The 26,595-nt window shown below is 74.7% G+C and carries 25 protein-coding genes; 15 read left to right on the top strand and 10 right to left on the bottom strand.

The annotated features are described in order from the left end of the window. Positions 1–5 precede the first annotated feature (5 nt). The gene (locus Ani05nite_RS07955; RefSeq protein WP_203766421.1) at positions 6–806 is read left to right on the top strand and encodes an endonuclease/exonuclease/phosphatase family protein; all 801 of its coding nucleotides are present in this window, start codon (positions 6–8) and stop codon (positions 804–806) included. On the opposite strand, the gene Ani05nite_RS42225 is transcribed toward Ani05nite_RS07955, so the two are convergent. Further along, positions 730–1,137, bottom strand: a complete 408-nt coding sequence (locus Ani05nite_RS42225; protein ID WP_369076844.1) for a LuxR C-terminal-related transcriptional regulator — start codon at positions 1,135–1,137, stop codon at positions 730–732. The two genes, Ani05nite_RS07955 and Ani05nite_RS42225, sit on opposite strands and share 77 nt — an antisense overlap. 122 nt (positions 1,138–1,259) lie before the next feature. On the opposite strand from Ani05nite_RS42225, the gene Ani05nite_RS07945 reads away from it, so the two are divergent. Beyond that, positions 1,260–1,796, top strand: a complete 537-nt coding sequence (locus Ani05nite_RS07945) for a DUF305 domain-containing protein (RefSeq protein WP_203766418.1) — start codon at positions 1,260–1,262, stop codon at positions 1,794–1,796. Between the two features lie 67 nt (positions 1,797–1,863). On the opposite strand, the gene Ani05nite_RS07940 is transcribed toward Ani05nite_RS07945, so the two are convergent. Then, positions 1,864–3,264 (bottom strand): DUF1996 domain-containing protein, encoded by a 1,401-nt coding sequence (locus Ani05nite_RS07940; protein WP_203766416.1) that lies wholly within the window; start codon positions 3,262–3,264, stop codon positions 1,864–1,866. Positions 3,265–3,499: 235 nt separating this feature from the next. Here Ani05nite_RS07940 and Ani05nite_RS07935 point away from each other — a divergent pair, with 235 nt between their 5' ends. Continuing rightward, a complete protein-coding gene (locus tag Ani05nite_RS07935) occupies positions 3,500–4,558 on the top strand; it encodes a LacI family DNA-binding transcriptional regulator (protein ID WP_203766414.1) in 1,059 nt (352 codons plus the stop codon). 50 nt (positions 4,559–4,608) lie between these two features. After that, positions 4,609–4,842, top strand: a complete 234-nt coding sequence (locus Ani05nite_RS07930) for a hypothetical protein (RefSeq protein ID WP_203766412.1) — start codon at positions 4,609–4,611, stop codon at positions 4,840–4,842. 5 nt (positions 4,843–4,847) lie between these two features. Here Ani05nite_RS07930 and Ani05nite_RS07925 read toward each other — a convergent pair whose 3' ends face one another. Beyond that, positions 4,848–5,948 (bottom strand): calcium:cation antiporter, encoded by a 1,101-nt coding sequence (locus tag Ani05nite_RS07925; protein ID WP_203766411.1) that lies wholly within the window; start codon positions 5,946–5,948, stop codon positions 4,848–4,850. A gap of 45 nt (positions 5,949–5,993) precedes the next feature. On the opposite strand from Ani05nite_RS07925, the gene Ani05nite_RS07920 reads away from it, so the two are divergent. Together Ani05nite_RS07920 and Ani05nite_RS07915 are read left to right on the top strand one after the other, a co-directional pair. Further along, on the top strand, positions 5,994–7,001 hold the full coding sequence (locus Ani05nite_RS07920; protein ID WP_203766410.1) for a glutathione S-transferase family protein: 1,008 nt from the start codon (positions 5,994–5,996) through the stop codon (positions 6,999–7,001). A 10-nt stretch (positions 7,002–7,011) separates the two neighbouring features. Beyond that, a complete protein-coding gene (locus Ani05nite_RS07915; RefSeq protein WP_239129470.1) occupies positions 7,012–7,833 on the top strand; it encodes an SAM-dependent methyltransferase in 822 nt (273 codons plus the stop codon). Here Ani05nite_RS07915 and Ani05nite_RS07910 read toward each other — a convergent pair. Further along, positions 7,830–8,318, bottom strand: a complete 489-nt coding sequence (locus Ani05nite_RS07910; protein ID WP_239129468.1) for a MarR family winged helix-turn-helix transcriptional regulator — start codon at positions 8,316–8,318, stop codon at positions 7,830–7,832. The two genes, Ani05nite_RS07915 and Ani05nite_RS07910, sit on opposite strands and share 4 nt — an antisense overlap. Before the next feature lie 91 nt (positions 8,319–8,409). Here Ani05nite_RS07910 and Ani05nite_RS07905 point away from each other — a divergent pair, with 91 nt between their 5' ends. The 5 genes from Ani05nite_RS07905 (at position 8,410) to Ani05nite_RS07885 (ending at position 17,516) form a co-directional block, all read left to right on the top strand. Beyond that, the gene (locus tag Ani05nite_RS07905; protein WP_239129466.1) at positions 8,410–9,423 is read left to right on the top strand and encodes an EamA family transporter; all 1,014 of its coding nucleotides are present in this window, start codon (positions 8,410–8,412) and stop codon (positions 9,421–9,423) included. A gap of 103 nt (positions 9,424–9,526) precedes the next feature. Continuing rightward, positions 9,527–12,361, top strand: a complete 2,835-nt coding sequence (locus Ani05nite_RS07900) for an SWIM zinc finger family protein (protein WP_203766408.1) — start codon at positions 9,527–9,529, stop codon at positions 12,359–12,361. 103 nt (positions 12,362–12,464) lie between these two features. Then, the gene (locus Ani05nite_RS07895; RefSeq protein ID WP_203766407.1) at positions 12,465–13,526 is read left to right on the top strand and encodes an ATP-binding protein; all 1,062 of its coding nucleotides are present in this window, start codon (positions 12,465–12,467) and stop codon (positions 13,524–13,526) included. After that, a complete protein-coding gene (locus Ani05nite_RS07890; RefSeq protein ID WP_275410520.1) occupies positions 13,519–16,332 on the top strand; it encodes a DUF5682 family protein in 2,814 nt (937 codons plus the stop codon). Before Ani05nite_RS07895 ends, Ani05nite_RS07890 begins: the two co-directional genes overlap by 8 nt. Next, positions 16,329–17,516 (top strand): VWA domain-containing protein, encoded by a 1,188-nt coding sequence (locus Ani05nite_RS07885; protein ID WP_203766406.1) that lies wholly within the window; start codon positions 16,329–16,331, stop codon positions 17,514–17,516. Before Ani05nite_RS07890 ends, Ani05nite_RS07885 begins: the two co-directional genes overlap by 4 nt. A gap of 92 nt (positions 17,517–17,608) precedes the next feature. Here Ani05nite_RS07885 and Ani05nite_RS07880 read toward each other — a convergent pair whose 3' ends face one another. Beyond that, positions 17,609–18,418, bottom strand: coding sequence for an alpha/beta fold hydrolase (locus tag Ani05nite_RS07880; protein ID WP_203766405.1), 810 nt, complete (start codon positions 18,416–18,418; stop codon positions 17,609–17,611). 43 nt (positions 18,419–18,461) lie between these two features. Here Ani05nite_RS07880 and Ani05nite_RS07875 point away from each other — a divergent pair, with 43 nt between their 5' ends. Genes Ani05nite_RS07875 through Ani05nite_RS07865 form a run of 3 tightly spaced genes read left to right on the top strand, consistent with a single transcriptional unit; the run spans position 18,462 to position 20,227 of the window. Next, complete coding sequence (locus Ani05nite_RS07875; RefSeq protein ID WP_203766403.1) at positions 18,462–19,373, top strand: GIY-YIG nuclease family protein; 912 nt, start codon at positions 18,462–18,464, stop codon at positions 19,371–19,373. Further along, positions 19,370–19,765 (top strand): GNAT family N-acetyltransferase, encoded by a 396-nt coding sequence (locus tag Ani05nite_RS07870; protein WP_203766401.1) that lies wholly within the window; start codon positions 19,370–19,372, stop codon positions 19,763–19,765. Before Ani05nite_RS07875 ends, Ani05nite_RS07870 begins: the two co-directional genes overlap by 4 nt. Positions 19,766–19,792: 27 nt before the next feature. Next, positions 19,793–20,227 carry a nitroreductase family deazaflavin-dependent oxidoreductase gene (locus tag Ani05nite_RS07865; protein WP_203766399.1) on the top strand — a complete coding sequence of 145 codons (435 nt, stop codon included), beginning with the start codon at positions 19,793–19,795 and terminating at the stop codon, positions 20,225–20,227. 7 nt (positions 20,228–20,234) lie between these two features. On the opposite strand, the gene Ani05nite_RS07860 is transcribed toward Ani05nite_RS07865, so the two are convergent. The 4 genes from Ani05nite_RS07860 to Ani05nite_RS07845 all read right to left on the bottom strand — a co-directional run bounded on the left by Ani05nite_RS07860 (position 20,235) and on the right by Ani05nite_RS07845 (position 24,143). Continuing rightward, complete coding sequence (locus tag Ani05nite_RS07860) at positions 20,235–21,041, bottom strand: ABC transporter ATP-binding protein (protein WP_203766396.1); 807 nt, start codon at positions 21,039–21,041, stop codon at positions 20,235–20,237. Next, on the bottom strand, positions 21,041–22,072 hold the full coding sequence (locus tag Ani05nite_RS07855; RefSeq protein ID WP_239129465.1) for a FecCD family ABC transporter permease: 1,032 nt from the start codon (positions 22,070–22,072) through the stop codon (positions 21,041–21,043). The genes Ani05nite_RS07860 and Ani05nite_RS07855 overlap by 1 nt, the downstream gene beginning before the upstream one ends. Then, the gene (locus Ani05nite_RS07850; RefSeq protein WP_203766437.1) at positions 22,069–23,031 is read right to left on the bottom strand and encodes a FecCD family ABC transporter permease; all 963 of its coding nucleotides are present in this window, start codon (positions 23,029–23,031) and stop codon (positions 22,069–22,071) included. The genes Ani05nite_RS07855 and Ani05nite_RS07850 overlap by 4 nt, the downstream gene beginning before the upstream one ends. 98 nt (positions 23,032–23,129) lie before the next feature. Further along, the gene (locus Ani05nite_RS07845) at positions 23,130–24,143 is read right to left on the bottom strand and encodes an ABC transporter substrate-binding protein (RefSeq protein WP_203766394.1); all 1,014 of its coding nucleotides are present in this window, start codon (positions 24,141–24,143) and stop codon (positions 23,130–23,132) included. Positions 24,144–24,294: 151 nt separating this feature from the next. Here Ani05nite_RS07845 and Ani05nite_RS07840 point away from each other — a divergent pair, with 151 nt between their 5' ends. Further along, a complete protein-coding gene (locus tag Ani05nite_RS07840) occupies positions 24,295–25,440 on the top strand; it encodes a DUF5925 domain-containing protein (protein ID WP_203766392.1) in 1,146 nt (381 codons plus the stop codon). Positions 25,441–25,443: 3 nt separating this feature from the next. On the opposite strand, the gene Ani05nite_RS07835 is transcribed toward Ani05nite_RS07840, so the two are convergent. After that, on the bottom strand, positions 25,444–26,343 hold the full coding sequence (locus tag Ani05nite_RS07835; RefSeq protein ID WP_203766391.1) for an MmpS family transport accessory protein: 900 nt from the start codon (positions 26,341–26,343) through the stop codon (positions 25,444–25,446). Positions 26,344–26,595 lie beyond the last annotated feature (252 nt).

Raw genomic sequence — 26,595 nt, 5'->3', positions numbered from 1 at the left:
GGAGCATGCGGGTCATGACCTGGAACGTGTGGTGGCGTTTCGGCGGCAACTGGCGCGAGCGGGCCGCCGGGATCAGGACCACCCTCGAGACGTACCAACCGGACGTGCTGGGCCTGGTGGAGGCCTGGTCCGCCGACGGCACGACGCAGCCGGACGTGCTGGCCGGCGAGCTCGGCCGGCACGCGTGCTTCGCGCCCACCTCGCTGCCGCCGGCGCCGGACCCGATCGAGGAGCCCGGTCAGGCCGGCGCCACGGTCGGGCTGGGCCTGCTGAGCCGCTGGCCGATCCTGCGCACCGAGGTCCGCGAGCTGCCGCACCCGCAACGCCCGGGTGCTCCCCCGACCGCGCTGGTCGCCGCCCTCGACCACCCCCGGGGCGAGCTGCACGTCATCGTCACCTGCCGGGAATGGGAACCGCACTACGCGCAGGACCGGGCCGCGCAGACCCGGGCGCTCGCCGCGCTCGTGACGGATCCCGCGTTCGACGGCCCGCTGCCGGTGCTGCTGATCGGCGACCTGAACGCGCCACCGGACGAGCCGGAACTCGCGCCGCTGCGGGCCGTCACGGTGGACACCTGGGAGGCCGGGGGCGGCGATCCCACGGCGACCACGTTGGACTCGTTGCTGCCGTACGCGCCGCTGGAGGCCACGACGCTGATCGACCGTCGGATCGACCACGTCCTGGTGCGGCCGGGACGGCCGGGCGCCCCGGTGACCGTCCGCGGCGCGTTCATCGCCGGCGACCGGCCGATCGACGGTCTCTACCCCTCCGACCACTACGCGATCGGCGCCGACCTGGACCCGTGACGCCAGGCGCCCGGGCCGGCGGAGCGGGCCTGGGCACCTGACGCTTGCCGAAGATGCTGGTGATGTGGTTGCCCACGGTCGCCGCGGCGAGGCGCCGCCGTCCCGCGATCGCCGCGTTGCCCAGGACCGCGGCGATCAGGGTGAGCACCTCCCGCTTGCGCGGCGTCAGCTGGGGAAAGGCGTCCCCGGCTGGCGTCGGCTGACCGCACCCGGATGGAAGCCCCTGCGCGCCACAGCCTCGGTGGCACCCTGGCGCGCAGGGGAATTCTGAATAGCCGGGAGAGCGTTTTCCGACTGTGTCGATTGTTGCCGTGGTGTTGCGCCACGTCAATAAGCCGCCGCGGTTCCGGAACCGCGGCGAAATGTTGACAGGCCGGGCCCGGGACGCCGAGACTTCCCGGAATGGAATTGCCGGTGAGCGTCGGAATGCGGGCCGTGACCGGCGGTTGTCTGTTGACGTTGCTGCTTGGCGCGGCCGCGTGCGACCCCGGGCCGGTCGCCACCGCCCCCGCGGCCGTCGCGAGCTCTCCGGTCCCCGGTCGCAGCGGCTTCTTCGGCGGCACGGACCTGGCCTGGGTCGAGATCACCATCGCCATGGACGAGCAACTGCTGCCGCTGCTGGCGCTGGCGCCCGGCCGCGGTGCGGACGCGGGCCTGCGGGCGCTCGCGGCCGACGTCCGGGCCGGTCACGAGCAGGAGCTCACCGTCCTGCGTGCCCTGCACGACCAGGCGGGGCTGCCCGCGGAGAACCCGCACGAGGGCATGCCGATGCCCGGCATGGTCACCCCGGAGCAGGTCACCGAGGCCGCCGCGGCCCGGGGGCCGGCATTCGACGAGCTGCTGGCGCGGCACCTGCGGGCCCACCTCGAACAGGGCGTCCGGCTCGCCGGCAGCGAGCAGCGGGCCGGCGTCGAACCGCAGACCAGGACGCTGGCCGCCCAAGCCGTCGCGAACCGCATCCGATTCCTCGAGAAACTCCCTCCCGGATAATTGTTATTCGTGGGCAGCGAAACGGTCCGGGCGCCCTCAGGTCGGCACCCGGACCATTATTCCGCCGTTACGGCAGGACGTAGTTCGCATTCAGTGCGGCGCCGCGCTCCGGCTTGTACTGGTCGAAGCCGCGGGGGTCGCACTGGAGCCCGCCGTTGATGCAGTGGGTCACCAGCGCGTTCAGCGTCGGGGCGTCCCAGGCGTTGTAGAAGTCGTAGTGGAACGAGTACGCCCGGCCGCTGGCCAGGCGCACGCCGGCCATGTTCCCGCTGACCGGGAAGGCCATCTTGAACTCGATCATCGGCACCGCCACCGGGTGGTCGGCCGGGCAGACGCCGACCGTCGGGTACGCCATGTGGCTCTTGTGGTCGGGCGTGTCCAGGTGGATGCCGTCCCAGCAGCTCGGCGCCTGGTAGCGGATGTTGAGCTGGGTGCCGGCCGGGCAGGACGCCGGGAAGTCCCAGTTGCGGACGCTGTCGCCGCACTCCCAGCCCTCGACCGCGCCCGGCGCGTTGCGGAACTCGTCGAGCGTCGCGGACGGGCTGCCGACCACGTACCGCAGGCCGGGCGGCGACGGGCGCACGCTGCGGTAGTCGAGCACGCCGCTCTTGTAGTAGATGACCTGGCGGCCGACCGGCTGCACGGCGGTGTCGCCGTTGAACAGCGTCGGCATCCAGTAGCCGGTCTTGTCGCCCGGCGTGATGCACGAGGTGCCGCCGGCATTGAGGCCGGCCAGCGTCGTCGCGGCGTTCGTGGTGGTGTTGCCCAGGAAGGTGTGCGAGTGCGAGGCGCCCGGCAGGTTCGGGAACACGATCGGGTCGTCGGGCAGGTTGGACCGGCTCACCGAGCAGTTCGCCTGGAACTCGTGGTGCGTGGTGGGCGGGTTGGTCGCCGGCGGGGTCGCCGTCGACGGGGTCACGCCGGTGACGGGCGGGTCGGCCAGGACGTAGCCGCCGCCGGAGGGGGGCGGGGCGCTGCTGGTGCCGTAGACCTTGAACTCGTACAGCGAGTAGCCGTAGCCGGTGCCGCGCTGGGTGCCGTACATGCGCACGTAGCGGCCGCTGCCGGTGACCGTCAGGGTCTGGGTGCCGCCGGTCGCGGTGGTGGTGCTGTAGACGGTGGTCCAGGCGGCGCCGTCCGGCGAGGTCTGGATCTGGTACGCCTTGGCGTACGCGGCCTCCCACTGGAGCACGACCTGGCTGATCGTGGCGGTGCCGCCGAGGTCGACGCGCAGCCACTGCGGGTCGGCCCACTGGCTGCCCCACCGGGTGTCGGCCCGGCCGTCGACGGCGGCCGCCGCGGGCGACTCACCGTTCTCGAGCGACGAGGCGAGCGCCGGCCGGCCCTGCGACAGCAGGGTGTCGGCGGCCTGGGCCGACTGCACCCCCGCCACCAGCAACGAGGCGGCCACGGCGGCCACGCCCAGCGGCGCGATGAGCCGTCTGAGCCGGCTTTTCCCTGATTTCATGAGTTCTCCCACGGGGGTGAGGACGGATGGCACCGGCGGCCGGAGGCGGAGCGGGGATCGGCCGTCGGGCTTGGAGAGCGCTTTCCGAAGTGTTACGCCGGGCTCGCACGTACGTCAATACGACCGCGTGGTTCCGGAACCCGGCACCCCCTGCGGGGCTCTCCGGACGCTGCCTCGGAGAGCGCTCTCCGAGGTGTGCTATAAAAACTGTTATGCAGAGCGGGAGCACGACCCCATGACCGCCGGCACCCGCCGGGTGCCCGTCGGCGAGCGGCTGCCGACGCTGGAGGACGTGGCCGCGGTGGCCGGCGTCTCGCGGGCCACGGTGTCCCGGGTGATCAACGGCATCCGCAACGTCGACCCCCAGCTGCACGAGCTGGTGTGGAACGCGGTCGGCCAGACCGGGTACGTCCCGAACCGGCTGGCCCGCTCGCTGGTGACCCGCCGCACCGGCACGGTGGCGCTGGTCGTCTCCGACTCCGAGTCGCACGACGACGACCCGTTCATGGGCCGGTTCTTCGCCGACCCGTACTTCGGCCGGGTCGTCGGCGGCCTGATGAGCGTGCTGCGCGCGGCCGGCATCCAGCTCGCGCTGCAGATCGTCGGCACCGAGGAGCAGCGCACCCGGCTGGTCGGCGACCTGCGCCACGGCCAGGCCGACGGTGTCATCGTGTTGTCGCTGCCCGGCCACGACCCGCTGCCGCGCATGCTCACCGACGCCGGCGTGCCGGCCGTGATGATCGGCCGGCCGGCCGACCCGGTGCCGATCAACTACGTCGACCTGGCCAACGACACCGGCGCGGCGCTGGCCGCCGACCACCTCGTCGCCCGCGGCTGCCAACTGGTGGCGATGATCTCCGGCCCGGCGGACGTGCCGGCCAGCAACGACCGGATCGCCGGCTTCCGCCGCTCGATGGCCCGGCACGGGCACGCCTGGGTGCCCCTGGCCTCGGGAAACTTCACCCAGGAGAGCGGCCGGCGGGCGATGCGGACGCTGCTGACCGAGCAACCGGGGCTGGACGGCGTCTTCGTGGCCAACGACCTGATGGCGCTGGGCGCCCTGCTGGCCCTGCGCGACGCGGGCCGCGACGTCCCGGGCGACGTGGCGGTGGTCGGCTTCGACGACAGCAGCGCGGCGATCGCGGCCAGCCCGGCGCTGACGACGGTGCGGCACCCGCTGGAGGACATGGCGGCGGAGAGCGCCCGCCTGCTGATGGCCCGCATCGAGGACCCGACCATGCGTATCTCCTCGGTGATCTACGAACCGACCCTGGTGCCGCGCCAGTCGGCCTGACGGCACTTCCCGGGCCGGCGGGCGTGGCCGCCGCTGCCTACGCTGGTGGCATGGAGCGCCGACCAGCGGGCGAGGCCGCCCAGCAGACCGCCACGTTGCTGAGGCTCTGCCTGCAGCTGCGGGACGCCGCGACGGACGCCGACCGGCAGGACGTCGTCGCCCGGGTCGATGAGGTGATGAGCCTGATCGCCGGCGAGCGCATCGCGGCCGGCCCCGAGGACCGGAAAGCCGGGGCCGGGGTGGCCGAAACGGTGCAACGCATCCTCAACGGGCTCGGCTACTGAGCCACCTACGGGCTGGCCGCCAGGAAGAGGAAGACCGCCAGCAGCCCGACATGGATGCCGCCCTGCAGCACGTTCGCCCGTCCCGGCACCACCGTCAACGTCCCCACCACGACCGTGAGCGCCAGCAGCACGGTCTGCGTCCCGCCCAGCCCCAGCACCAACGGCCCCGGCAGCCAGATCATGGCGATCGCGATCGCCGGGATGGTCAGGCCGATGCTGGCCATCGCCGAGCCCAGCGCCAGGTTCAGGCTCGTCTGCATCCGGTCGCGGGCCGCCGCCCGTACCGCCGCGATCGTCTCCGGCAGCAGGACCAGCAGGGCGATCACCACCCCGACCACCGCCTGCGGCAGCCCGGCCGCCGCCACCGCCGACTCGATCGACGGGGAGACGCCCTTGGCCAGGCCGACCACCGCGACCAGGGCCACCAGCAGCAGGCCCAGGCTGGTCAGGGCCGCCCGCCCGGTCGGCGGGTCGAGGTGCGCCTCCTCCTCGATGACCTCGCCGGCCGTCGTGATCGGCAGGAAGTAGTCGCGGTGCCGGCGGGTCTGGACCAGGACGAACAGCAGGTACAGGGCCAGCGAGGCGACCGCCGCGAAGCCCAGCTGGGCCGGGGAGAACTGCGGGCCCGGGCGGCTGGTGGTGAAGCTGGGCAGGACCAGGCTGAGGGTGGCGATCGTGGCCACCGCGGCCAGCGCGCCGCCGGTGCCCTCGGGGTTGAAGACGGCGATGCGCCGGCGGAGCGCGCCGACCAGCAGGGACAGGCCGAGGATGCCGTTCAGGGTGATCATCACGGCCGCGAACACCGTGTCGCGGGCCAGCGCCTGGGTCTTCTCCCCGCCACTGATCATGAGGGTCACGATCAGGGCGACCTCGATGATGGTCACGGCCACGGCCAGCACCAGCGAGCCGAACGGTTCGCCGACCTTGTGGGCGACGACCTCGGCGTGGTGCACCGCGGCCAGCACGGCGCCGGCCAGCAGCAGGCCGCTGACGATCACCACCGGCGGCGGCAGGTCCCGGCCCCAGGTCAGGATGAGCGCGGCCACGGCGAGGACCGGGACCCACGCCGTCCAGCGGGACAGGTAGCTCGTGATCTTGGCTTTCATCCGTCAACCCTGCCAGAATCCTCGGCACCGGGCACGATAAGCGGTATGACCTACGTCAACCCGTCCGGGGAGTTCTCCCGGGACCAGCGGTACATCGCCACCCGGATCACCGCGGACGGCCGGGACGGCTACCCGGTCGAGCCCGGCCGGTACCGGCTCGTCGTCAGCCGCGCCTGCCCCTGGGCCAACCGGGCGATCATCGTCCGCCGGCTGCTGGGGCTCGAGGACGTGCTCTCCATGGGCGTCGCCGGCCCGACGCACGACGAGCGCAGCTGGACCTTCGACCTCGATCCCGGCGGCCGCGACCCGGTGCTCGGCATCGAACGGCTCCAGGAGGCCTTCCTGGCCCGGTTCCCCGACTACGACAAGGGCATCACCGTGCCGGCGATCGTGGACGTGCCGACCGGCCAGGTGGTCACCAACGACTTCGCGCAGCTCACCATCGACCTGAGCGTGGAGTGGAAGAAGTATCACCGCCCGGGCGCCCCGGAGCTGTATCCCGAGCACCTGCGCGAGCGGATCGACCGGGTCAACGAGGTCGTCTTCGCCGACGTCAACAACGGCGTCTACCGGGCCGGTTTCGCCGGCACCCAGTCGGCCTACGAGAAGGCGTACCACCGGCTCTTCGACCGGCTCGACCAGCTCTCCGAGCTGCTGTCCGGCCAGCGCTACCTGGCCGGGGACACCATCACCGAGGCCGACGTGCGGCTGTTCACCACGCTGGTGCGCTTCGACGCCGTCTACCACGGCCACTTCAAGTGCAACCGGCAGAAGCTCACCGAGCTGCCGGTGCTGTGGGCGTACGCCCGGGACCTGTTCCAGACGCCCGGCTTCGGCGACACGATCGACTTCGTGCACATCAAGCAGCACTACTACGAGGTGCACCGGGACATCAACCCGACCGGGATCGTGCCGGCCGGGCCCGAGCTGGGCAACTGGCTCACCGAGCACGGGCGCGAGGCGCTCGGCGGCCGGCCGTTCGGCGACGGCAGCCCGCCCCCGCCGCCGCGGGAGGCGGAGGTGGTTCCCGCCGGGCATGGCGCCGCCGCCTAGGATGCCCGTGGTGTCCATCCTGGAGGGTCCCGTGAGCGACCAGATCGACAGCACGACCGCGCAGCCCGCCCGCCGGTACAACTACTGGCTCGGCGGCAAGGACAACTTCGCGGTCGACCGCGCGTCCGGCGACGAGATCCTCCGGACCTTCCCGACGGCCCGGCTGGCCGCGCTGGAGAACCGCCGGTTCCTGCAGCGCGCCACCCGTTTCCTGGCCGCGGAGGCGGGCATCCGGCAGTTCCTGGACATCGGCACGGGCCTGCCGACGGCGGACAACACCCATGAGGTCGCGCAGCGCATCGCGCCGGAGACCCGGGTGGTCTACGTGGACAACGACCCGATGGTCATGGCGCACGCGCGGGCGCTGCTGACCAGCACGCCGCAGGGCCGCACCACCTATCTCGAGGCCGACCTGCGGTCGCCCGGCGCCATCCTGGCCCAGCCGCAGCTGCGCGAGACGCTCGACCTGCGCGAGCCGGTCGCGCTGATGCTGGTCGCGGTGCTGCACTTCGTCGCGGGGTACGGCGCGGGCGCGCCGATCGTCCGCACGCTGATGGACGCCCTGCCCAGCGGCAGCTTCCTGGTGGTCACCAACGCCACCAAGGACCCGTTGCCGGCCCGGATGGCGGCCGACTACGACGCCGCGCTGGCCGCCGGCACCACCAACATCTGGCCCCGGGACCGGGCCGAGTTCACCGACCTGTTCGCCGGGCTGGAGCTGATCGAGCCGGGGGTGACGCCGGTCAGCGAGTGGCGCGCGCAGGACGAGCCGGAACCGCGCCCGGATCCGGCCCACATCGCGATGTACGGCGGGGTCGGCCGCAAGCCCTAGGACCCCCCGAGCGCCTGGCGGAGCAGGTCGGCCAGCCGGCGCTGGTCGGCCGCCGGCAGATGCGCGAGCAGGCCCTGCTGCCGGGCCAGGCCGGCGCCGACGGCCCGGTCGACGACCTCGCGCCCGCGGGCCGTCAACCGCACCAGCACGCCCCGGCGGTCGGTGGGTGACGGGCGGCGCTCGGCCAGGCCGGCCTTCTCCAGGCGGTCCAGCCGGGCGGTGGTCCCGCCGGTGCTCAGCATCATCGAGGCGGCCAGGGCGCCCGGCGACAGCTCGTACGGCTCCCCGGCGCGGCGCAGCGTGGCCAGCACATCGAACTCGGGGCGCCCGATGCCGAACTCCGCGTAGGCCCGCTCCACCTCGTCGCCGGCCAGGCGGGCCAGGCGGAAGATCCGGCCGAACACCGCCATCGCGGTCGTGTCCAGGTCGGGGCGCTCGCGACGCCACTGCTCGGTGATCCGGTCGACGCCGTCGGGGTCTGTCACCCCACCATTGTCTCGATGCCAAGCTTCTTGACAAGAAGACAGCTACGGGCAAGTCTCTTGATATCGAGATACTTTGCGTCGAGGAGTTGCCATGCGGCCGCCGATCCTGCTGGTCACCGCCCTGACCCCGGTGGCCTGGGGCACCACGTACGCCGTCACCACCGAATTCCTGCCCCCGGGCCGCCCGCTGCTCGCCGCCACCCTGCGCGCCCTGCCGGCCGGGCTGCTGCTCCTCGCGCTGACCCGCCGGCTGCCGCACGGCGAATGGTGGTGGCGCTCGCTGGTGCTCGGGGCGCTCAACATCGGCGTGTTCTTCGCGCTGCTGTTCGTCTCGGCGTACCGGCTGCCCGGCGGGATGGCGGCCGTGCTCGGCGCCGCCCAGCCGCTGATCGTCGCCGCCCTCACCGTGCTGCTGCTGACCGAACGGGTGGCCCTGCGCACGGTGCTGGCCGCCGTCGCCGGCGCGGGCGGGGTGGCGCTGGCGGTGCTGACGGCCGAGGCACGGCTCGACCCGGTGGGGCTGCTGGCCGGGCTGGCCGGAACCACCTCGATGGCGTTCGGGCTGGTGCTGACCAAGCGCTGGGGGCAGCCGGCCGGGTCGCCGCTGGTCACCACGGGGTGGCAGCTGACCGCCGGTGGCCTGTTGCTGGCGCCGCTGACGCTGGGCGTGGAGGGGCTGCCGGCGGCGGTGACCGGCGTCAACCTCGCCGGGTACGCGTACCTGTCGCTGGTCGGCACCGCGCTGGCGTACACGATCTGGTTCCGCGGGGTGCAGCGCCTCGACGCCGCCCGGGTCTCCCTGCTCGGCCTGCTGTCCCCACTGGTGGCGACCGTCGTCGGATGGGCCGCCCTGGGTCAGAGGCTCACCGCGGCGCAGGTGCTCGGCATGGTGCTCGCCTTCGGCGCGGTGCTGGCCGGGTCGTCAGCGCAGGTCCGCGTTCTCCACGATGGGGGTGCCGAAGCCCGAGGTGGCGCCGTGGGTCGGCTGGACGATACCGGGGCGGAAGCCGTACCCGTTCCTGAAGGTCCTGACGACCTCGGCCTCCGTGCGGGCCTTGACCCGGGCCCACATCTGCCGGCCGTCCGGGTTCGTCCCGGCGCCTGACACGTAGATGAAGGTCATCGCGGGGTTGAGAGGAGAAGCCTGGCCGACCCACCGGCCGGCCGAGTCGTCCGGCGATGTCGTACCCGGCTTCTAGAGTGCTTCCGTGCCCGTTGAACGCTGGTCCGTCGCCCACGTCACCGCCCTGGCCCCCGATCCGGGCTCGCTGCGGGGCGCGCGCGGGGTCGCCAGCGCCTCGAAGTGGCAGGAGGCCGGGCAGCTCGACGAGGCGCTGTGGGGGCTGTGCCGGGGCAGCGGGAAAAATCCGTACCAGGTCTGCGTCGACCTGGCCGGTCCGGCCTACAAGTGCTCGTGCCCGAGCCGGAAGTTCCCCTGCAAGCACGCGCTCGGCCTGCTGCTGCTCTGGGCCGAAGGCGCCGGGGCCAGGCCGGGCGGCGCGCCGCCGGCCTTCGCGACGGAATGGCTGGCCGGCCGGGCGGCACGGGCCGCTCCCCGGCCGGCCGGGCCGGGCGACCCCGAGGCGGCCCGCAAACGCGGGCGTCAGCGGGCCGAGCGGGTCGCGGCGGGCCTGGCCGAGCTGCGGCGGTGGCTGGACGACCAGGTGCAGCAGGGCCTGGCCGCGGCCCAGCAGGCCGGGCATCAGCCGTACGACGTCATGGCCGCCCGCCTCGTGGACGCGCAGGCTCCGACGGTGGCCTCGGCGGTGCGCCGGCTGGGCGGCGTCGCGGGCATCGGGGCGCACTGGGCCGACCGGCTGCTCGGCGGCCTGGCGATGATCCGGCTGCTGGTCGAGGGGCACGAGCGCCTCGACACCCTGCCGCCCGCGCTGGCCGCCACGGTCCGATCCCGGATCGGCTTCCCGGTCGCCCAGGAGGACGTGCTCGCCACCGCCCCGGTCCGCGACCGGTGGCAGATCCTCGGCCAGGTCGACAGCGACGAGGGCGCCATCACCACCCGGCGGACGTGGCTGCTGGGCGCCGCCACCGGACGGTTCGCGCTGGTCCTGTCGTTCGCGGCGCCGGGCCAGTCGCTGGTGGCCGACCTGGTGCCCGGCACCGTCCTCGACGCCGAGCTGTGTTTCTATCCCGGCGCCGCGCCGCTGCGGGCGCTGGTGCGGGAACGGACCGGCCCGCCGCGGCCGTTGACCGCCCCGGCCGGCGCGACCGGGCTGCGGGCGGCGCTGGCCGGATGGTCCGCGACGCTGGCGGGCGAGCCGTGGCGAACGGACGCGCCCGTGCTGCTCGCCGCGGTGGTGCCCACCGCCGACGGCTACCTCACCGACCCCGCCGGCGAGTCGCTGCCCCTGGCGCCCGGGCATCGTGAGCCCTGGTGGCTGCTGGCCGCGGCCGGCGGGGCACCGGCCACCGTGGCGGGCGAATGGTCGCCGTCGGGGCTGCGGCCGCTCGCGGCCTGGGTCGGCGGGCGGCACGTGCCGGCGCCCCCGCCGGTGCCGGACGGCGCTGCGGGCCGGCCGCCCGAGCTGCCGGCCGACCTCCTGGCCGCCGCGCTGGTCGGCACCGCACGCCGGCCGTGGACGGCCGACACCGTCCACATCGGAGATCGCACGCTGAGCACGGCGCCGACGTTGCTGGCGGCGGCCGCGACCGCGCTGACCTATCGTCGCGCCGGGATCACGCCCGCCACCGGACACGCCCCGGTCGAGCCCGCCCCCGCGGAGACCGAGCCGCCGTTGCCGGCGGCCGCCGGGGCCCGGCTGCTGCGGTTGCTCACCGACGGCGCCGCGCCGGGCGGCGCCCAGCAGGCCCAGGAGCTGCTGGCACAGTGGCTGGCGGCGGCCGCGGCGCACGGCGGTCACGTGCCGCCCGAGACGCTGCCCGCCCTGCTGGAGGCCGGCCGGCGCAACGGGGCGATCCGGCCGGCGCTGGGCCGGGTCGCGGGCCTGCGCGGCGTCTGGCTGGCCGGAATGCGGCCCGACTGGCGCTGGCTGCGCGACGAGGCCCCCGCGGCCGCGGCGCCCACCGACCCCGAGGTGTGGGAGACCGGCACGACCGGCGAGCGGCTCGCGTACCTGTCCCGGCTGCGCGGCGCCGACCCGGCCGCCGCGCTCGCGCTGCTGCGCGGCACGTGGGCGACGGAGGCGCCGGAGGACCGGGCCCGCTTCGTGGGCGCGCTCGACACCGGACTGTCCACCGCCGACGACGCCTTCCTGGAGGAGGTGTTGGACGACCGGCGCAAGGAGGTCCGCGAGGCCGCCCTCGACCTGCTGCAACGGCTTCCCGGCGCGGCGCTGGCCCGGCGGATGGCCGCCCGCGCCCACGCGGCGGTGCGCCTGGAGGGCCGACTCGTCGTCGATCCGCCCGCGGAGCTGACCGCGGAGCTGCGGCGCGACGGGGTGGCCGCGCAGCCGGCGCGCGGCACCGGGGTGCAGGCCTGGCTGCTGGAGGAGATCGTCGCCGGAACGCCGCTGGCGAGCTGGACGGCGGCCTTCGACCGGTCCCCCGCCGCGGTGCTCGAGCTGGCCCGTGGCCACGACTGGGAGACGCCGCTGCTGCACGGGTGGGCCAAGGCCGCCATCGTCCAGGGCGATGCCGAGTGGGCCACGGCGCTGGTCCACAACGACACCGGCGACGCCGCGCGGCTGCGCGAGGCGCTGCGGTGGGACCTGCACCTGCTGCTGCCCCCGGCCGATCTGGCCCGGATCGCGGCGGACTTCCTGCGGCGCGAGGACCACCTCGCCCACCGGCTGCTGGCCGTGCACCCGGGCGAGTGGCCGGACGAGCTGGCGGTCGCGGTGGTGGAGACGATCGCGCACCGCGCCCGTACGGACCGGCACAGCTGGCAGCTGGCGGAGCTGTGCCGGGCCGCGGCGCTGGCCATGCCGCCCCGGTACGCGTCGCCCGTGGCGGCCCTGGCGGAGCAGCTGGACCAGCAGCAGGGCGACGTCTCCCGGGTCCGTCCGGTGGCCGATCTCGCCCGCACGCTCGACTTCCGCTACGAGATGCTCCAGGAGCTGCGCTGACGGGCCAATCTTGTCGGAGGTGCTGAGTAACGTTCCCGGCACCGGGATCGCCGGCGATCCGGGCGGAAGGCCGGCCGGTCGTGAAGACAGACAGGGAGTTCGAGTGACCGCACTGCGACCGCACGCCGAGGACGAGTACGCCGAGGAGCTCGCCCTGCTCGCCGCCACGGACGAGCGGCCCCGCCCGCCCGGCTGGCGGCTGTCCCCGCAGGCGGTGGTGACCTACCTGCTCGGCGACGGCGCCAAGATCACTCCGAAGTACGTCGGGCCCCGGCGGCTGATCGAGGTGGCGGTGTCCACGCTGGTCACCGACCGGGCGCTGCTCCTGCTCGGGGTGCCCGGCACGGCCAAGACCTGGGTGTCGGAGCACCTGGCGGCGGCCATCTCCGGCGATTCCACCCTGCTGGTGCAGGGCACGGCCGGCACCGCCGAGGAATCCATCCGGTACGGCTGGAACTACGCCCGCCTGCTCGCCGACGGCCCGTCCGACGCGGCGCTGGTGCCCAGCCCGATCATGCGCGCCATGCGCACCGGCGCGATCGCCCGGATGGAGGAGCTGACCCGCGTCCCGTCCGACGTGCAGGACGCGCTGATCACCGTGCTGTCGGAGAAGACGCTGCCGGTGCCGGAGCTCAACACCGAGGTCCAGGCCCAGCGCGGGTTCAACCTCATCGCCACGGCCAACGACCGCGACCGCGGCGTCAACGAGCTGTCCAGTGCGCTGCGCCGCCGGTTCAACACGGTGGTCCTGCCGGTGCCGGCCTCCGCCGACGAGGAGGTGGAGATCGTCGCCCGCCGGGTGGCGCAGCTCGGCAGGTCCCTGGACCTGCCCGAGGTGCCGACCGCCCTCGAGGAGATCCGCCGGGTCGTCACGATCTTCCGCGAGCTGCGTACCGGCCTGACCGAGGACGGCCGCACCAAGCTCAAGTCGCCCACCGGCACGCTGTCCCCCGCGGAGGCCATCTCGGTGATCACCAGCGGCATGGCGCTGGCGGCCCACTTCGGCGACGGCCTGCTGCACCCCGGCGACGTGGCATCCGGCATCGTCGGCGCGGTGGTCAAGGACCCGGTCACCGACAGCGTGGTCTGGCGCGAATACCTGGAGACCGTCGTCCGCGAACGCACCGACTGGCGCGACTTCTACCGAGCCGCCCGCGATGCCTGAACGGCTCTACGGCATCCGGCACCACGGCCCCGGCTCGGCCCGGGGGGTGGTGCAGGAGCTCGACCGCCAGCGCCCCGACATCGTGCTGATCGAGGGTCCGCCCGAGGCCGACGAGCTGGTCCGCTGGGTGGCGGACGAGGGCCTGCAACCGCCGGTGGCGCTGCTGGGGTACGCGGCGGACAACCCGGCCCGGGCGGCGTTCTGGCCGTTCGCGGTCTTCTCCCCGGAATGGCAGGCGATGCGGTGGGCGGTGCGGCACGGGGTGCCGGTCCGCTTCTTCGACCTGCCGTACGCCTACCGCCTGACCGACGACCGCACCCCGGACACACCCCCGTCGGCGGGGCCGCCAACCGCGGCGCTGCCTTCCGCGGAGACCGCCCCCACCGGGTCACCGTCTGGAACGAACCCGGCCGCTTCGCCAGCCGCACCACCGGTTGTGGCCGGCACGCCGACCGCGGCCACCGCTCCTGCCGGCCTGCCGTCCGTGAGCACGGTGTCTCCCGGCCCATCGCCGTCGGCAACCATCGCGCCTGGCGGCCCGCCCTCCGCAACGACCTCACCTCCCGGCTCATCGTCCGGAAGCTCGCCGACTGTCGGCTCCCCGGCCGCGCATCCTCCGGCCGAGACTCCTGCACGAGCGCTCGGCGGGGAGGGCGCGGAGCACCAAAACGTAGAAGTCGGATATGTTCCGGCGGATGCCTGCTCGGACTCGGCCCCGAAGTCCCTTGTGGACCGGAGTGGCGCCAGATCGGCCACGCCGGCCTCTGCCGACGAGCCGGCCCTTGTCGGCGAACCTCCCCTCGTCGGCGAACCAACTCCCGGCACCGAACCAACCCCCGCCGGCGGGCAAGCCTCTGCCGGCGGACCACCCACACCGCCCGCCGTGGGCCAACCAGCCACGCAACCCACCCGGCCAACCACCACCCCCGAAACCTCTTCCGCCCCGCCCGACGACACCCAGCCGGCGATGCGCCACCGGCCCGTGGATCCCATCGGCGAGCTCGCCGCCGCCGCCGGCTACGACGACCCGGAGCGGTGGTGGGAGGACGTCGTCGAGCACCGCGGGATGCCCGCCTTCGAAGCCATCGCCGAGGCCATGACCGCCATCCGGGAGAACGCCCCGGACGATCCCGACGACCTGGTGCGGGAGGCCTACATGCGCACGGTGCTGCGGGAGGTCCGGCGCACCCACGACAACATCGCCGTGGTCTGCGGGGCCTGGCATGTGCCCGCGCTGGCCCGCAAGGTCACCGCGCGCGAGGACGCCGCCGTGCTCAAGGGGCGCAAGCGGGCCAAGGTCGCTTTCACCTGGGTGCCGTGGACCTACGGGCGACTCGCGTCGTGGTCGGGTTACGGCGCCGGGGTGCGCTCGCCCGGGTGGTACCACCATCTGTTCACCACCGGCGCCGACGTCGTGCCGCGCTGGCTGGTCGACGCCGCTCAGGTGTTGCGGGCCGAGGGGGTGCCGACCTCCTCCGCCCACGTCATCGAGGCCACCCGGCTCGCCGAGGCGCTGGCCGGTGTGCGGGGGCGGCCGCTGGCGGGGCTGGCCGAGGTGACCGAGGCGGCCGAGGCCGTCATGTGCGACGGCGAGCCGTTGCGGGTGGAGCTCATCGGGCGCCGTCTCGTCGTCGGGGAGCGGCTCGGGGCGGTGCCCGACGCCATGCCGGCCGTGCCGTTGGCCCGGGATCTGGCCGCGCAGCAGCGGTCCGTGCGGCTCAAGCCCGAGGCGCTCGAACGCGTCCTCGATCTGGACCTGCGCCGCGACATCGACCTCGGGCGCAGCCGGCTGTTGCACCGGTTGCGGGCGATCGGCGTGCCGTGGGGCGAGGCCGACACGGCCCGGCGGGGCACCGGCACGTTCCGGGAGCAGTGGCGGCTGCGGTGGCAGCCGGACTTCGCCGTCCAGCTGGTCGAGGGCAGCATGTACGGCACCACGGTCGTCGCCGCGGCCACCACGAAGGTGACCGACGCGGCCCGCCAGGCGGCTTCGCTGGGCGCCGTGACCGCGCTGGTCGAGGTGTGCCTGCTGGCCGATCTGGCCGACGCGTACCCGCCGGTGCTCGCGGCGCTCGACACCCGGGCCGCGCTGGATGCCGACATCGGTCATCTGATGGCCGCGATCCCCGCGCTGGCGCACACCCTGCGCTACGGCGACGTACGCCGCACCGACGTCGCCGGGCTGTCCGCCGTCACCGCCAGCCTGCTCACCCGGGTCTGCGCGGGTCTGCCCGCCGCGGGCGGGTCGCTGTCCGACGAGGCCGCCCAGGATCTGCGGGGTCACCTCGACGGTGTGCACGCGGCGGTGAGCCTGCTCGACGACGAGGAGTTGCGGGACCGCTGGCTGACCACGTTGGAGTCGCTGTCGCGGCGCGCGGATCTGCACGGGCTGCTCGCCGGGCGGCTCACCCGGTTGCTGCTCGACGCGGGCCGGCTGGGGATCGCGGAGGTGCAGCGGCGGTTGCGGCTGCCGCTGACCGTCGGCACGCCGCCCGCACACGGCGCGGCCTGGGTGGAGGGTTTCCTGGCCGGCGGGGGCCTGCTGCTCGTGCACGACGACGCCCTGCTGGAGTTGCTGGACGGCTGGCTCGCCGACATCCCGGCGGACGCCTTCGGTGACGTGTTGCCGCTGCTGCGCCGTACCTTCGGGGCTTTCGCCGCCGGTGAGCGGCGCGCAATCGGTGAGCGGGTCGCGGGCCGGGCCGGCGCCGGACGCGCGGCGGCCGGGCCGCTGGTGCTGGACCACGACCGGGCGGCGCTGGTGCTGCCCACGTTGAGTGCGCTGCTGGGCCGGGAGGTCTCATGACGGACACGGACGATCCCGCGCACCGGGAGCGGCTGCGCCGCTGGCGGCTCGTGCTCGGCGGGCCGGCCGACGAGTCGCTGGGGGCGGCGCAGGGCCGCGACGGTGCGATGGACGCCGCGCTGGCCGCGCTGTACGACGGCGGCGGTGACGGTGAGGGCGGCCGGACGGCACGGTCGGCGGGGCTGGGCAGTTCGGCGCCCAGGGTGGCGCGGTGGCTGGGCGACATCCGCGAGTACTTCCCGAGCACCGTCGTGCAGGTGATGCAGGCCGACGCCATCGAGCGGCTCGACCTCACCCGGCTGCTGCTGGAGCCGGAGATGCTGGCGGCGGTCGAGCCGGACGTGCACCTGGTCGGCACGCTGCTCTCCCTCAACCGGGTGATGCCGGAGCGGGCCCGGGACGCGGCCCGGCAGGTGGTGCGCACGGTCGTCACCGAGCTGGAGCGGCGGATCGAGCAGAAGACCCGGGCGGCCGTCAGCGGCGCGCTGAACCGGGCCGCGCGGATCAGCCGGCCGCGGCCCGCCGACATCGACTGGGACAAGACGGTCCGGGCGAACCTGAAGCACTATCAGGTCGAGCACCGCACGGTGGTCCCGGAGCGGCTCATCGGCTACGGCCGGCGGGCCACGGCGGTCCAGCGGGACGTGGTGCTGTGCGTCGACCAGTCCGGTTCGATGGCCGCCTCGGTGGTGTTCGCCGGGGTGTTCGCGGCGGTGCTGGCCTCGATGCGGTCGCTGCGGACGTCGCTGGTGGTCTTCGACACGGCGGTGGTCGACCTGACCGACCAGCTCAGCGATCCGGTGGAGGTGCTGTTCGGCACGCAGCTGGGCGGCGGCACCGACATCAACCGGGCGATCGGCTACAGCCGGCAGCTCATCACCCGGCCCCGGGACAGCATCTTCGTGCTGATCAGCGACCTGTACGAGGGCGGGGTCCGGGAGCAGATGCTGCGCCGGGTGGCGGAGATGACGGCCGCGGGCGTGCAGGTGGTGGTGCTGCTGGCGCTGTCCGACGAGGGTGCGCCGGCCTACGACCACGAGAACGCGGCGGCGCTGGCGGCGCTGGGGGTGCCGGCCTTCGCCTGCACGCCGGACGCGTTCCCGGAGCTGATGGCGGCGGCGATCGAGCGGCGGGACCTGACGGCGTTCGCGCACCGCCTGGCCGCGGAGAACGGCAGCGGCTGAGCCGGCGGCGGGGGCAGCGGCTGAGCCGGCGGCGGGGGCAGCAGCTGAGCCGGCGGAGGAGGGCAGCGGCTGAGCCAGCGGCCGGATGCGCCTCAGGCGCCGGCGAAGAACCCCAGGATCGCGTCGTTCACCGCGGCCGGCTGCTCCAGGTAGCCGTAGTGGCCGGCGTCCGGGATGCGCACGTACCGGGCCTGCGGGATCGCGTCGGCCAGTTCGCGGCCGCGGGCCTCCGGCGCGACCAGGTCGTCGGCGAAGGACAGCACCAGCACCGGCACCCGGATCCCGCGGTACGCCGCTCGCCGGTCGGTGTCCACGACGACGTCGAGGTGGGCCCGCTGGGCCGGGCCGGCCCAGTCGGTGGGCGACATCTCCAGGATGTCCAGCCAGTCCTGCGCCGACTGCGGATCCTCCAGGGTGCGCGGCGACAGGTTCAGCAGCGCCCGGTTGACCGCGTCGTACTCCGGCGGCAGCGTGATCCCGGCGCCCGCCATCACCCGGTCCGCCGCGGCCAGCGCCCGCGACAGCGTGTCCGGCCGGGCCCGGCTCGCCATCAGGACCGCCTGGCTGATCAGCTCGGGGCGGGCCAGCAGCAGCTCCTGGGCCACGTACGCGCCCATCGACGTGCCGACCAGCCGGCACGGTCCGCCGGCGACGCGTTCCAGCACCGCGACCGCGTCGGAGACCAGCCCGGCGACCGTCAGGCCGGGCGCCGCCGGGCCGCTGCGACCGGCGCCGCGGTGGTCCAGCGCGATCGTCCGGTAGCCGGCCTCGACCAGGGCCGGCACCTGGTGCAGGGCCCAGGTGCGGCCGGACGCGGCCGAACCGGGCAGCAGCAGGACGGGTGCGCCCCGGCCGGACTCCTCGTAGTGCAAGGTGATGTCGCCGACACCGATCGCTGGCATGTGCGGAAGGCTAGCCGAGCCGCCGGGGGCGGATAATGGCGCGATGCGACCGGAGATCCGCCGGCTGGCCGCCGGGCTGCCGCGCGCTCCGGGGGTCTACCGGTTCCGCGACGCCCGGGGACGGGTGCTCTACGTCGGCCGCGCCACCGAGCTGCGGGCCCGGGTCGGCTCGTACGGCGGCGACCTGCGCGACCGCCGGCATCTGCGCCGGATGGTGCCCGCGGTCACCCGGGTCGAGGCGGTGGCCTGCGACTCCGTGCACGAGGCGGCCTGGCTGGAACGCAACCTGCTGGAGGAGTCGCTGCCCCGGTGGAACAGGACGGCCGGCGGCGAGGAGGTCCCGGCGTACCTGCGGCTCGATGCCCGGCCGGCGACGGCCGGGCTGCGCCTCACCCACGAGGCCGGGCCGCCGGTCGCGGGGGTGCGGATCTTCGGGCCCTATCTCGGCGGGACGCGGGCCCGGCTGGCGGTCTCCGCGCTGCACCGGGTCCATCCGCTGGCGGCCGCGGGCTCGACGCTGACCGGCGCGGAGCGGGAGCTGGCCGCGCGGCGCGGCGTCAGCGCCGCCGACCGCGCCGAGCTGGCCGAGGGCGTCGCGGCGGTGCTGCGGCGTGACCCGGTCGCGGTCGCGGCCGCCCTGGCCGAGCTGGTCCGGGTACGCGACCGGGCCGCCGCCGCGCTCGCCTTCGAACTGGCCGGCCGGGTGCGGGACGAGATCCGCGCGCTGGCCTGGGTGACCGCCGCGCAGCAGGTCACGGCGCTGGAGCCGGTCGACCTGGCGGTGCAGGGGTGGGCCGAGGGCTGGCTCGTGACCTTCGCCGTCCGCGCCGGCCGGGTCCGCGCGTGGAGTCAGCGCCGGTCCGTCCGGCCCCCGCCGGAGCCGCCGCCGGCGTGGGCGGCCTTCGCCCGGCGCAACGCCGAACTGGCCGCGACACTGGCTAGGCTCGCGGAGTGACCATCACGTACGCGTGGCGGCCGGTTGTCGACAACGCCGCCCTCGACGCGCTGCACGCGGCCGGGTTCGGCTACGCCGCGCAGGGAGCCGACTGGCGGGCCCGGCTGGAGCGGCACAGCGTGGGCTGGGTCTGCGCGCACCGCGACGACGAGCTGGTCGGCTTCGTCAACGTCGCCGGGGACGGCGGCGTGCACGCGTTCCTGGTCGACACCGTGGTGGCCGCGGCGGCCCGCGGGCACGGCGTCGGCACCGCCCTGGTGTCGGCCGCGGTGACCGGCGCCCGCGCCGCGGGCTGCCGCTGGCTGCACGTGGACTACGAGCCGCACCTGGCCGCGTTCTACCTCGAGGCCTGCGGTTTCCGACCGACCGCCGCGGGTCTCGTGGCGCTCTGACCCGTCGTTCCCATCAGGAGGAAAGCCATGCCGTTGACCGGCGAGTACGAACCCAGCCCGTCGGACTGGGCCCGCGAGCAGGCCGAGAAGTTCGAGGCCAGCGGCGGCAAGGAGGCCGCCGACCTGCAGGGCAAGCCGATCATCCTGCTGACCTCGGTCGGCGCCAAGAGCGGCAAGCTGCGCAAGACCCCGCTGATGCGCGTGGAGCACGACGGCGAGTACGCGGTGGTGGCGTCCCGCGGCGGCGCACCGACGCACCCGGTCTGGTACTGGAATCTCGCCAAGAACCCGCACGTCGAGCTCCAGGACGGCGCCGTCAAGCGGGACTACGCCGCCCGGGAGGTGTCCGGCGACGAGCGGGCCGTGTGGTGGGAGCGGGCCGTCGAGGCGTGGCCCGCGTACGCCGACTACCAGACCAAGACCGACCGGCTGATCCCGGTCTTCGTGCTGACCCCCGCCTGACGGGCCGTCAGCGCTCCAGCCGGGCCGCCCGCAGCGCGCGGGCGGCCGGCACCACCAGCGGCGTCCCGGTCTGCGGGTCGGCGATCACCTCGCACCGCAGCCCGTAGACGTCCTCCACCAGCTCCGCCGTGACGGTCTGCCCCGGCTCGCCCTCGGCCACGATCCGGCCGGCCTTCATCACGATCAGGTGGCTCGCGTAGCGGCAGGCCTGGTTGAGGTCGTGCAGCACCGCGACCAACGTGCGGCCCTGCTCGTTCAGGTCGGCGCAGAGGTCCAGCAGGTCGATCTGGTAGGCGATGTCCAGGTACGTGGTCGGCTCGTCGAGCAGCAGGATCCCGGTCTGCTGGGCCAGCGCCATCGCCATCCACACCCGCTGGCGCTGGCCGCCGGAGAGCTCGTCGACCGCCCGGTCGGCCAGCGCGGTGACGCCGGTCGCCGCCATCGCCGCGGCCACCTGGTTCTCGTCCTCGGGCGTCCACTGGCGCAGCAGCCGCTGGTGCGGGTAGCGGCCGCGGGCCACCAGGTCGGCCACCGAGATGCCCTCCGGGGCGGTCGCCGTCTGCGGCAGCAGGCCGAGGCGGCGGGCGACTTCCTTGGCCCGGTACGAGCCGATCGTCGCGCCGTCCAGCACCACCGTGCCGTGCCTGGGGGCCAGCAGCCCAGACAGCGCCCGCAGCAGCGTGGACTTGCCGCACGCGTTCGGTCCGATGATGACGGTGAACGAGCCGTCGGGGACCGTCACGTCCAGGCCGGAGGTGATCACCCGGTCGCCGTAGGCCAGGGTCAGGTCGGACCCGGACAGCCGCGAGGTCATCAGTTCCCCTTCCGCCATTGCCCGGCGAGCAGCCAGGCCAGGTAGACCCCGCCGACCGCGCCGGTCACCACCCCGACCGGGAGCTGGGCGGGGGCCAGCAGCCGTTGCGCGACGAGGTCGCTGAGCACCATCAGCAGCGCCCCGGTGAGGGCGGTGGGCAGCAGTTGCAGCGCCGGTGAGCCGGTGAGCCGGCGGGTGATCTGCGGTGCCGCCAGGGCCACGAACGCCACCGGCCCGGTGGCGGCGGTCGCCACCGCGCAGGCCGCGACGGCGAGCAGCACCAGGACCAGGCGGGAGCGGTGCACGCGTACGCCCAGCGACTGCGCCGCGTCGTCGCCCATCTCCAGCAGGTGCAGGCGGCGGCCGTACCGCAGCAGCGGCGGGGTGAGCACCAGCAGCGCCAGGCCCAGCAGGCGCACGTACTCCCAGGTGCGGCCGTTGAGGGTGCCGACCAGCCAGACCGAGGCGGCCTGCGCTGCTTCGAGCCGGGCCCGGCTGATCAGGTAGCTGTTGACGGCGACCAGCATCGCGCTGATGCCGATCCCGACCAGCACGAGGCGGCTCACCGCGCCGCCGCCGAGCGCCGTCAGCCCGTACACGGTCAGGGCGGTGAGCAGACCACCCCCGATCGCCGCCAGGGCCGCGCCGGCCGGACCGGCGCCGAACACGACGATGGCCAGCACCGCGCCGGTGGCCGAGCCGGTGGTGAAGCCGACGATGTCGGGGCTGCCCAGGGGGTTGCGCGACAGGCTCTGGAAGACCGCGCCGGACATGGCCAGCGCGGCCCCGGCCAGCAGGCCCAGGCTGACCCGGGGCAGCCGCAGGTCGAGCAGGATGAACCGGTCGGCGCGCCGGCCGCCGCCGTCGAGGATCGCCACGATGTCGGCCACGGGCAGCCGCACGCCGGCCGCGACGACGGTCCAGGCCGCCGCCGCGCCCACCGCCAGCAGCAGCGCGCCGCTGACCCCGAGCGTGCGCAGGTCGAGGCGGACGGCGACGCCCGGCGCGCGTACGGTGATCCGGCGCCTCACAGCGGCACGATCCGGCGGCGCAGGATGACGGCCAGGAAGACCGGGGCGCCGATGAACGCGGTGATCAGCCCGGCCGGGATCTCGCCGGGGCGGGCGATCACCCGGCCCGCGACGTCGGCCAGCAGCAGCAACGCCGGCGCGAGCACCAGCGAGTACGGCAGCAGCCAGCGCTGGTCCGGTCCGACCACGGTGCGGGCGATGTGCGGGACGGCGAGCCCGACGAACGCGATCGGCCCGACCGCCGCGGTGGCCGCGCCGCAGAGCAGGGTGACGGCCACCGCGGACAGCACCCGGGTCCGGTTGAGGTTCGCGCCCAGCGCCCGCGCGGTGTCCTCGCCGAGCGCGATGACGTTGAGCGACGGCCCGAGGCCGAGGGCGAGCAGCACGCCGACCAGGAGGAACGGCGCCACCCCCCAGAACACGCCGAGGTCGCGCCCGGCCAGCGTGCCGACCGTCCACAGGCGGTACCGGTCGAAGGTGGTGACGTCGAGCAGCGCGACCGCGTTGGTGACCGCCAGCAGGGCCGCGCCGACCGCGGCGCCGGCCAGGGCCAGGCGTTCCGGTGAGGCCCCCGAGCGGCCGCGGGTGCCGAGCAGGTACACCGCGCCGAAGGCGAGCGCCGCGCCGCCGAAGGCGAACCAGATGTAGCCGGTCAGCGAGCCGACGCCGAGCACCCGGATGGCCAGCACGACGGCGGTGGCCGCGCCCGCGTTGATGCCGAGGATGCCCGGGTCGGCCAGCGGGTTGCGGGTGAGCGCCTGCATGAGCGCGCCGGCCAGGCCGAGCGCGGTCCCGGCGGCCAGGCCCAGGACGGTACGCGGCACCCGCAGGTCCAGGATGATCCGCACGTCCTCCGACTCGGCGCCCCGGGTGAGCAACGCGTCCCAGACCGTGCCCGGCGGGATCGACTTGGTGCCGACCAGAATGCTGAGCACGGTCACCGCCGCCAGCGCGACCACCGCGGCGACCAGCCCGAGGCCGCGGGCGGTCAGCCCCCCGCGGGCCCGGACGCGCGCCTCGAGGGGGGTGTAACCGGCGCGCTCGGCGGCGGTGTGGCTCACGCCAGGGCGGCCTTGACCAGCGGCACGAACTTCTCGATGACGTACGGCGTGCTCAGCACGGAGTTCGTGGAGAAGCCGTTGACCAGGTCGGCGTCGTCGATGATGAGCAGCCGGCCGGCCCGGGCCGACGGGATGCTGCTGAGCACGGCGTCCTTCTTCAGTTCGGCGCCCGCGCCGAGCCCGAAGATCACGGTCAGGTCGGCGTCGAGCAGGCCGACCTTCTCCTTGGACACCGGGGCGTAGAAGTTGGCCGGCTTGAGGTCCTCGATCCGCTGGGAGTTCCGGAAGCCCAGCGCCTCCATGAACTGCACCCGGCCGTCGCCGCGGGTGTAGGCGCCGTACTGCCCGCTGAACGCCGCCGCGACGACCACGCTCCGGCCGGTGAACCCGGGGTTGGCCGCCTTGGCCGCGGCGAGCGCCTCGTCGTTGGCGGCGACCAGCGCCTCACCCTCGGCCCGGCGGCCCAGCGCCTCGGCGATCAGCAGCGTCTGGTCCTTGAGCGTGGTGCCGTACGGGGCCGTGCCGGCCGGGCCGGACAGCGTCGGGGCGAGCTTCTCCAGCTGCTCCCAGGTGGCCTTGACGTTGTCGCTCTTGGTGAAGGTGACCAGGTCGGGGCGCAGGGTGGCGACGCTCTCGAAGTTGATCTCCGGGCCCTTGAGGACGACCGGCCGGGCGCCGTTGAGCCGGTCCTGGGCCCAGGGCCCGACGCCGGTCGGCCACGCCTGGAACCAGTCGAGGATGCCGGCCGGGACCACCCCGAGGGCGAGCAACGCGTCGGCGTCTCCCCAGCCGAGCGAGACGACCGTCTTGGGCGCCTGCTCGACGGTGGTGCTGCCGAACTGGTGGGTCGCCGCGGCCGGGAACGCGCCGCCGGTGGCCGCGGCGGACGAGCCGCTCGCGCCGGGACTGTCGCCGTCGCCGTCGCCGCAGGCCGCGAGCAGTCCGGCGGCCGCCACGCCCGCTGCGCCGAAGAGCAGGTGGCGGCGCGAGATGAGCGGATGGGTCGCCATGTCGAGCTCCGTTCAGGTTAGGTAACCCTCACCTTACCGACGGACAAGGATCTTGGGAAACGGAAGTGAGCCTCCGCATAGCCGGCCCCGATCGGCTGGACCTGGCGGAAAACCGGGTGCTCATCCCCCACCCGGGGCCGATCATGGGGTAATGCGCACCCCCCATCAGTCCGTCGACCGGCTCGGCAGCCGCCCGGTGGAAGCGGCGGCCACCCCGGCCACCGCCACCGCCCTGCCGCTGTCCGGCGCCGTCGACGACGGTGACCGGCTGGTGGATGTGGTCGACCTGCTCGCCCTCGACGCGTTCGTCACCGGGCGGGAGCCGTTCGGCCGCACCACGTACCTGGAGAACGTCCGGGCCGAGGCGCTGCTGACCACCGAGGACGCCCGCATCGTGCGGGACGCGGTGGAGGAGGACGGCCACGGCCGGCTGTCGGTCGGCGAAGGCTGGACCCTGCACGTGACCCGCTGGCGGCAGAGCCGCCGGGCCCGGGTGACGGTCACCGCGACCACCTCCGAACTGGCCGAGTCGGTGCTCGCGGTCGCGATCGAGGACGCCGTCGAGGCGCCCGAGCCGGCCGACGACAGCGTGCCGATCGGCTTCTGGCACTACGGCGCGCACGGGCCGCGCCGGGTGCAACGCGAGATCGACGCGGCGCCGTGGGACAAGATCCGGGCCAACTACGCCGGGCCGGTGGCGCGCACCCTCGAACGGCTGATGGCCATCGACGGCACCGCGGTCAACGGCCGGCTGCTCCTGCTGCACGGCGAGCCGGGCACCGGCAAGACGACCGCGCTGCGCGCGCTGGCCCAGCAGTGGCGCTCGTGGTGCCAGGTCGACTGCGTCCTCGACCCGGAACGGCTGTTCGGCGATCCCGCGTACCTGATGAGCGTGGCGCTGGGCAGCGGCGACGACGACGAGCCGCGCTGGCGGCTGCTCATGCTGGAGGACTGCGACGAGCTGATCAGCGGCGACGCCAAGGCCAGCGCCGGGCAGTCGCTGTCGCGGCTGCTGAACCTGACCGACGGCCTGCTCGGGCAGGGCCGTAACGCGCTGATCGGCATCACCACCAACGAGGACCTGGCCACCCTGCACCCCGCGGTGGTCCGGCCGGGGCGGTGCCTGGCCAGCATCGAGGTCGGCCGCCTGCCGTACGGGGAGGCGGTCGCGTGGCTGGGCACCCCGGCCGGCGTCGGGCCGCACGGGGCGACGCTGGCCGAGCTGTACGCGCTGCGCACGGGCGCCCAGCCGGTGACGGTGCCGGTGACCCCGCCCGCCACCGGCATGTACCTGTAGCCGCTAACCGCTGCACTCCGGGGCGGCGTACCGGCCGTCGGCGGTGGTGGAGCTCAGCACCTTGCCGTCGAGGGTGATGGTGCACGTCACCGGTCCGGCGTCCCCGCCGCCGTTACGCTGGGCGATGAGCACCAGCGGCTTACGCTGGCCGCCGACGGTGAAGGTGGTGCGCCACGGCAACCGGATCCCGTTGCGGCGGATGATGTCGCCGTCCTGGTCGGTGTAGCTCACGCTGCCCACGTTGCGCGACCCGCTCGCCGTGACCTCGTAGACCACCACCGGGCCGCCGGCACCGGGCGCCGCCGCACTGCCGGAGCTGCCGGGCTGGTCACTGACCGTGGCACTGGGCTGCCCGCCCGCCTCCGACGCCGGCGCCGACGTGGTCTTCCGGGCGGCGGGGGTGGTGGTGGCCACTACGGGCACGGCCGCGGGGCTCGCCGCAGTCGACGGGCCAGTCCCCCGGCCGTCGCCGCCTGACCCGAAAACGTCCGTGGCGAGCATTCCGGCGATGAACAGCGCGCCGACCGCGAGCACCGCCACCACCCACCGGGCCGCACGGCGACCGCGCCGGCGCTGCGGGGACGGATCCGCCCAGCCGGACGGCGGGCCGTCGAACGCCGCCGCGCTGCCGAACCGTGCCGTGTCGGCCGGTGGTGTCTGGCCGGCCGGCGCTGCGTGGGCGGTGGGCGGCAGTTGCTCGGTGGGTGGCAGCTGGCCGGGAGGCGGGAGTTGGTCGGTGGGCGGGAGTTGGTCGGGAGCGGACCCGGCATCGCCGAGAACCGAGGTCGGCGCCTCGGTCAGCCAGGGATCCACGGGTGGGGACAGCCGGACCGGATCACTGTCGTCCGGCGTGCCGTCGGCGGGCCGGCGGTCGGCCGGATCGTCACCATCAGGACTGGTCACACCGTCCAAGCTAGAGCCGGCCCGCAACGCTGCCACCGCCCGATCGTCCGACCGCCGCCGGCGCGATCTCCCGCTCAATCGCCAGCCCGACCGACCGCTCAACCAGCCGAGCGCTTACCGACCGACCGCTCAATCGCCCCGCCCGCCCGCTCGACCGCGCGCTCCAACGGCCGCCCCGCCCGACCGACCGCCCCCGCCCGACCGACCGCCCCCGCCCGACCGACCGCCCCCGCCCGACCGACCGCCCCCGCC

This window comes from Actinoplanes nipponensis (assembly GCF_016862275.1).
GTDB lineage: Bacteria > Actinomycetota > Actinomycetes > Mycobacteriales > Micromonosporaceae > Actinoplanes > Actinoplanes nipponensis.
This window is presented reverse-complemented; position numbering and strand designations above follow the sequence as displayed.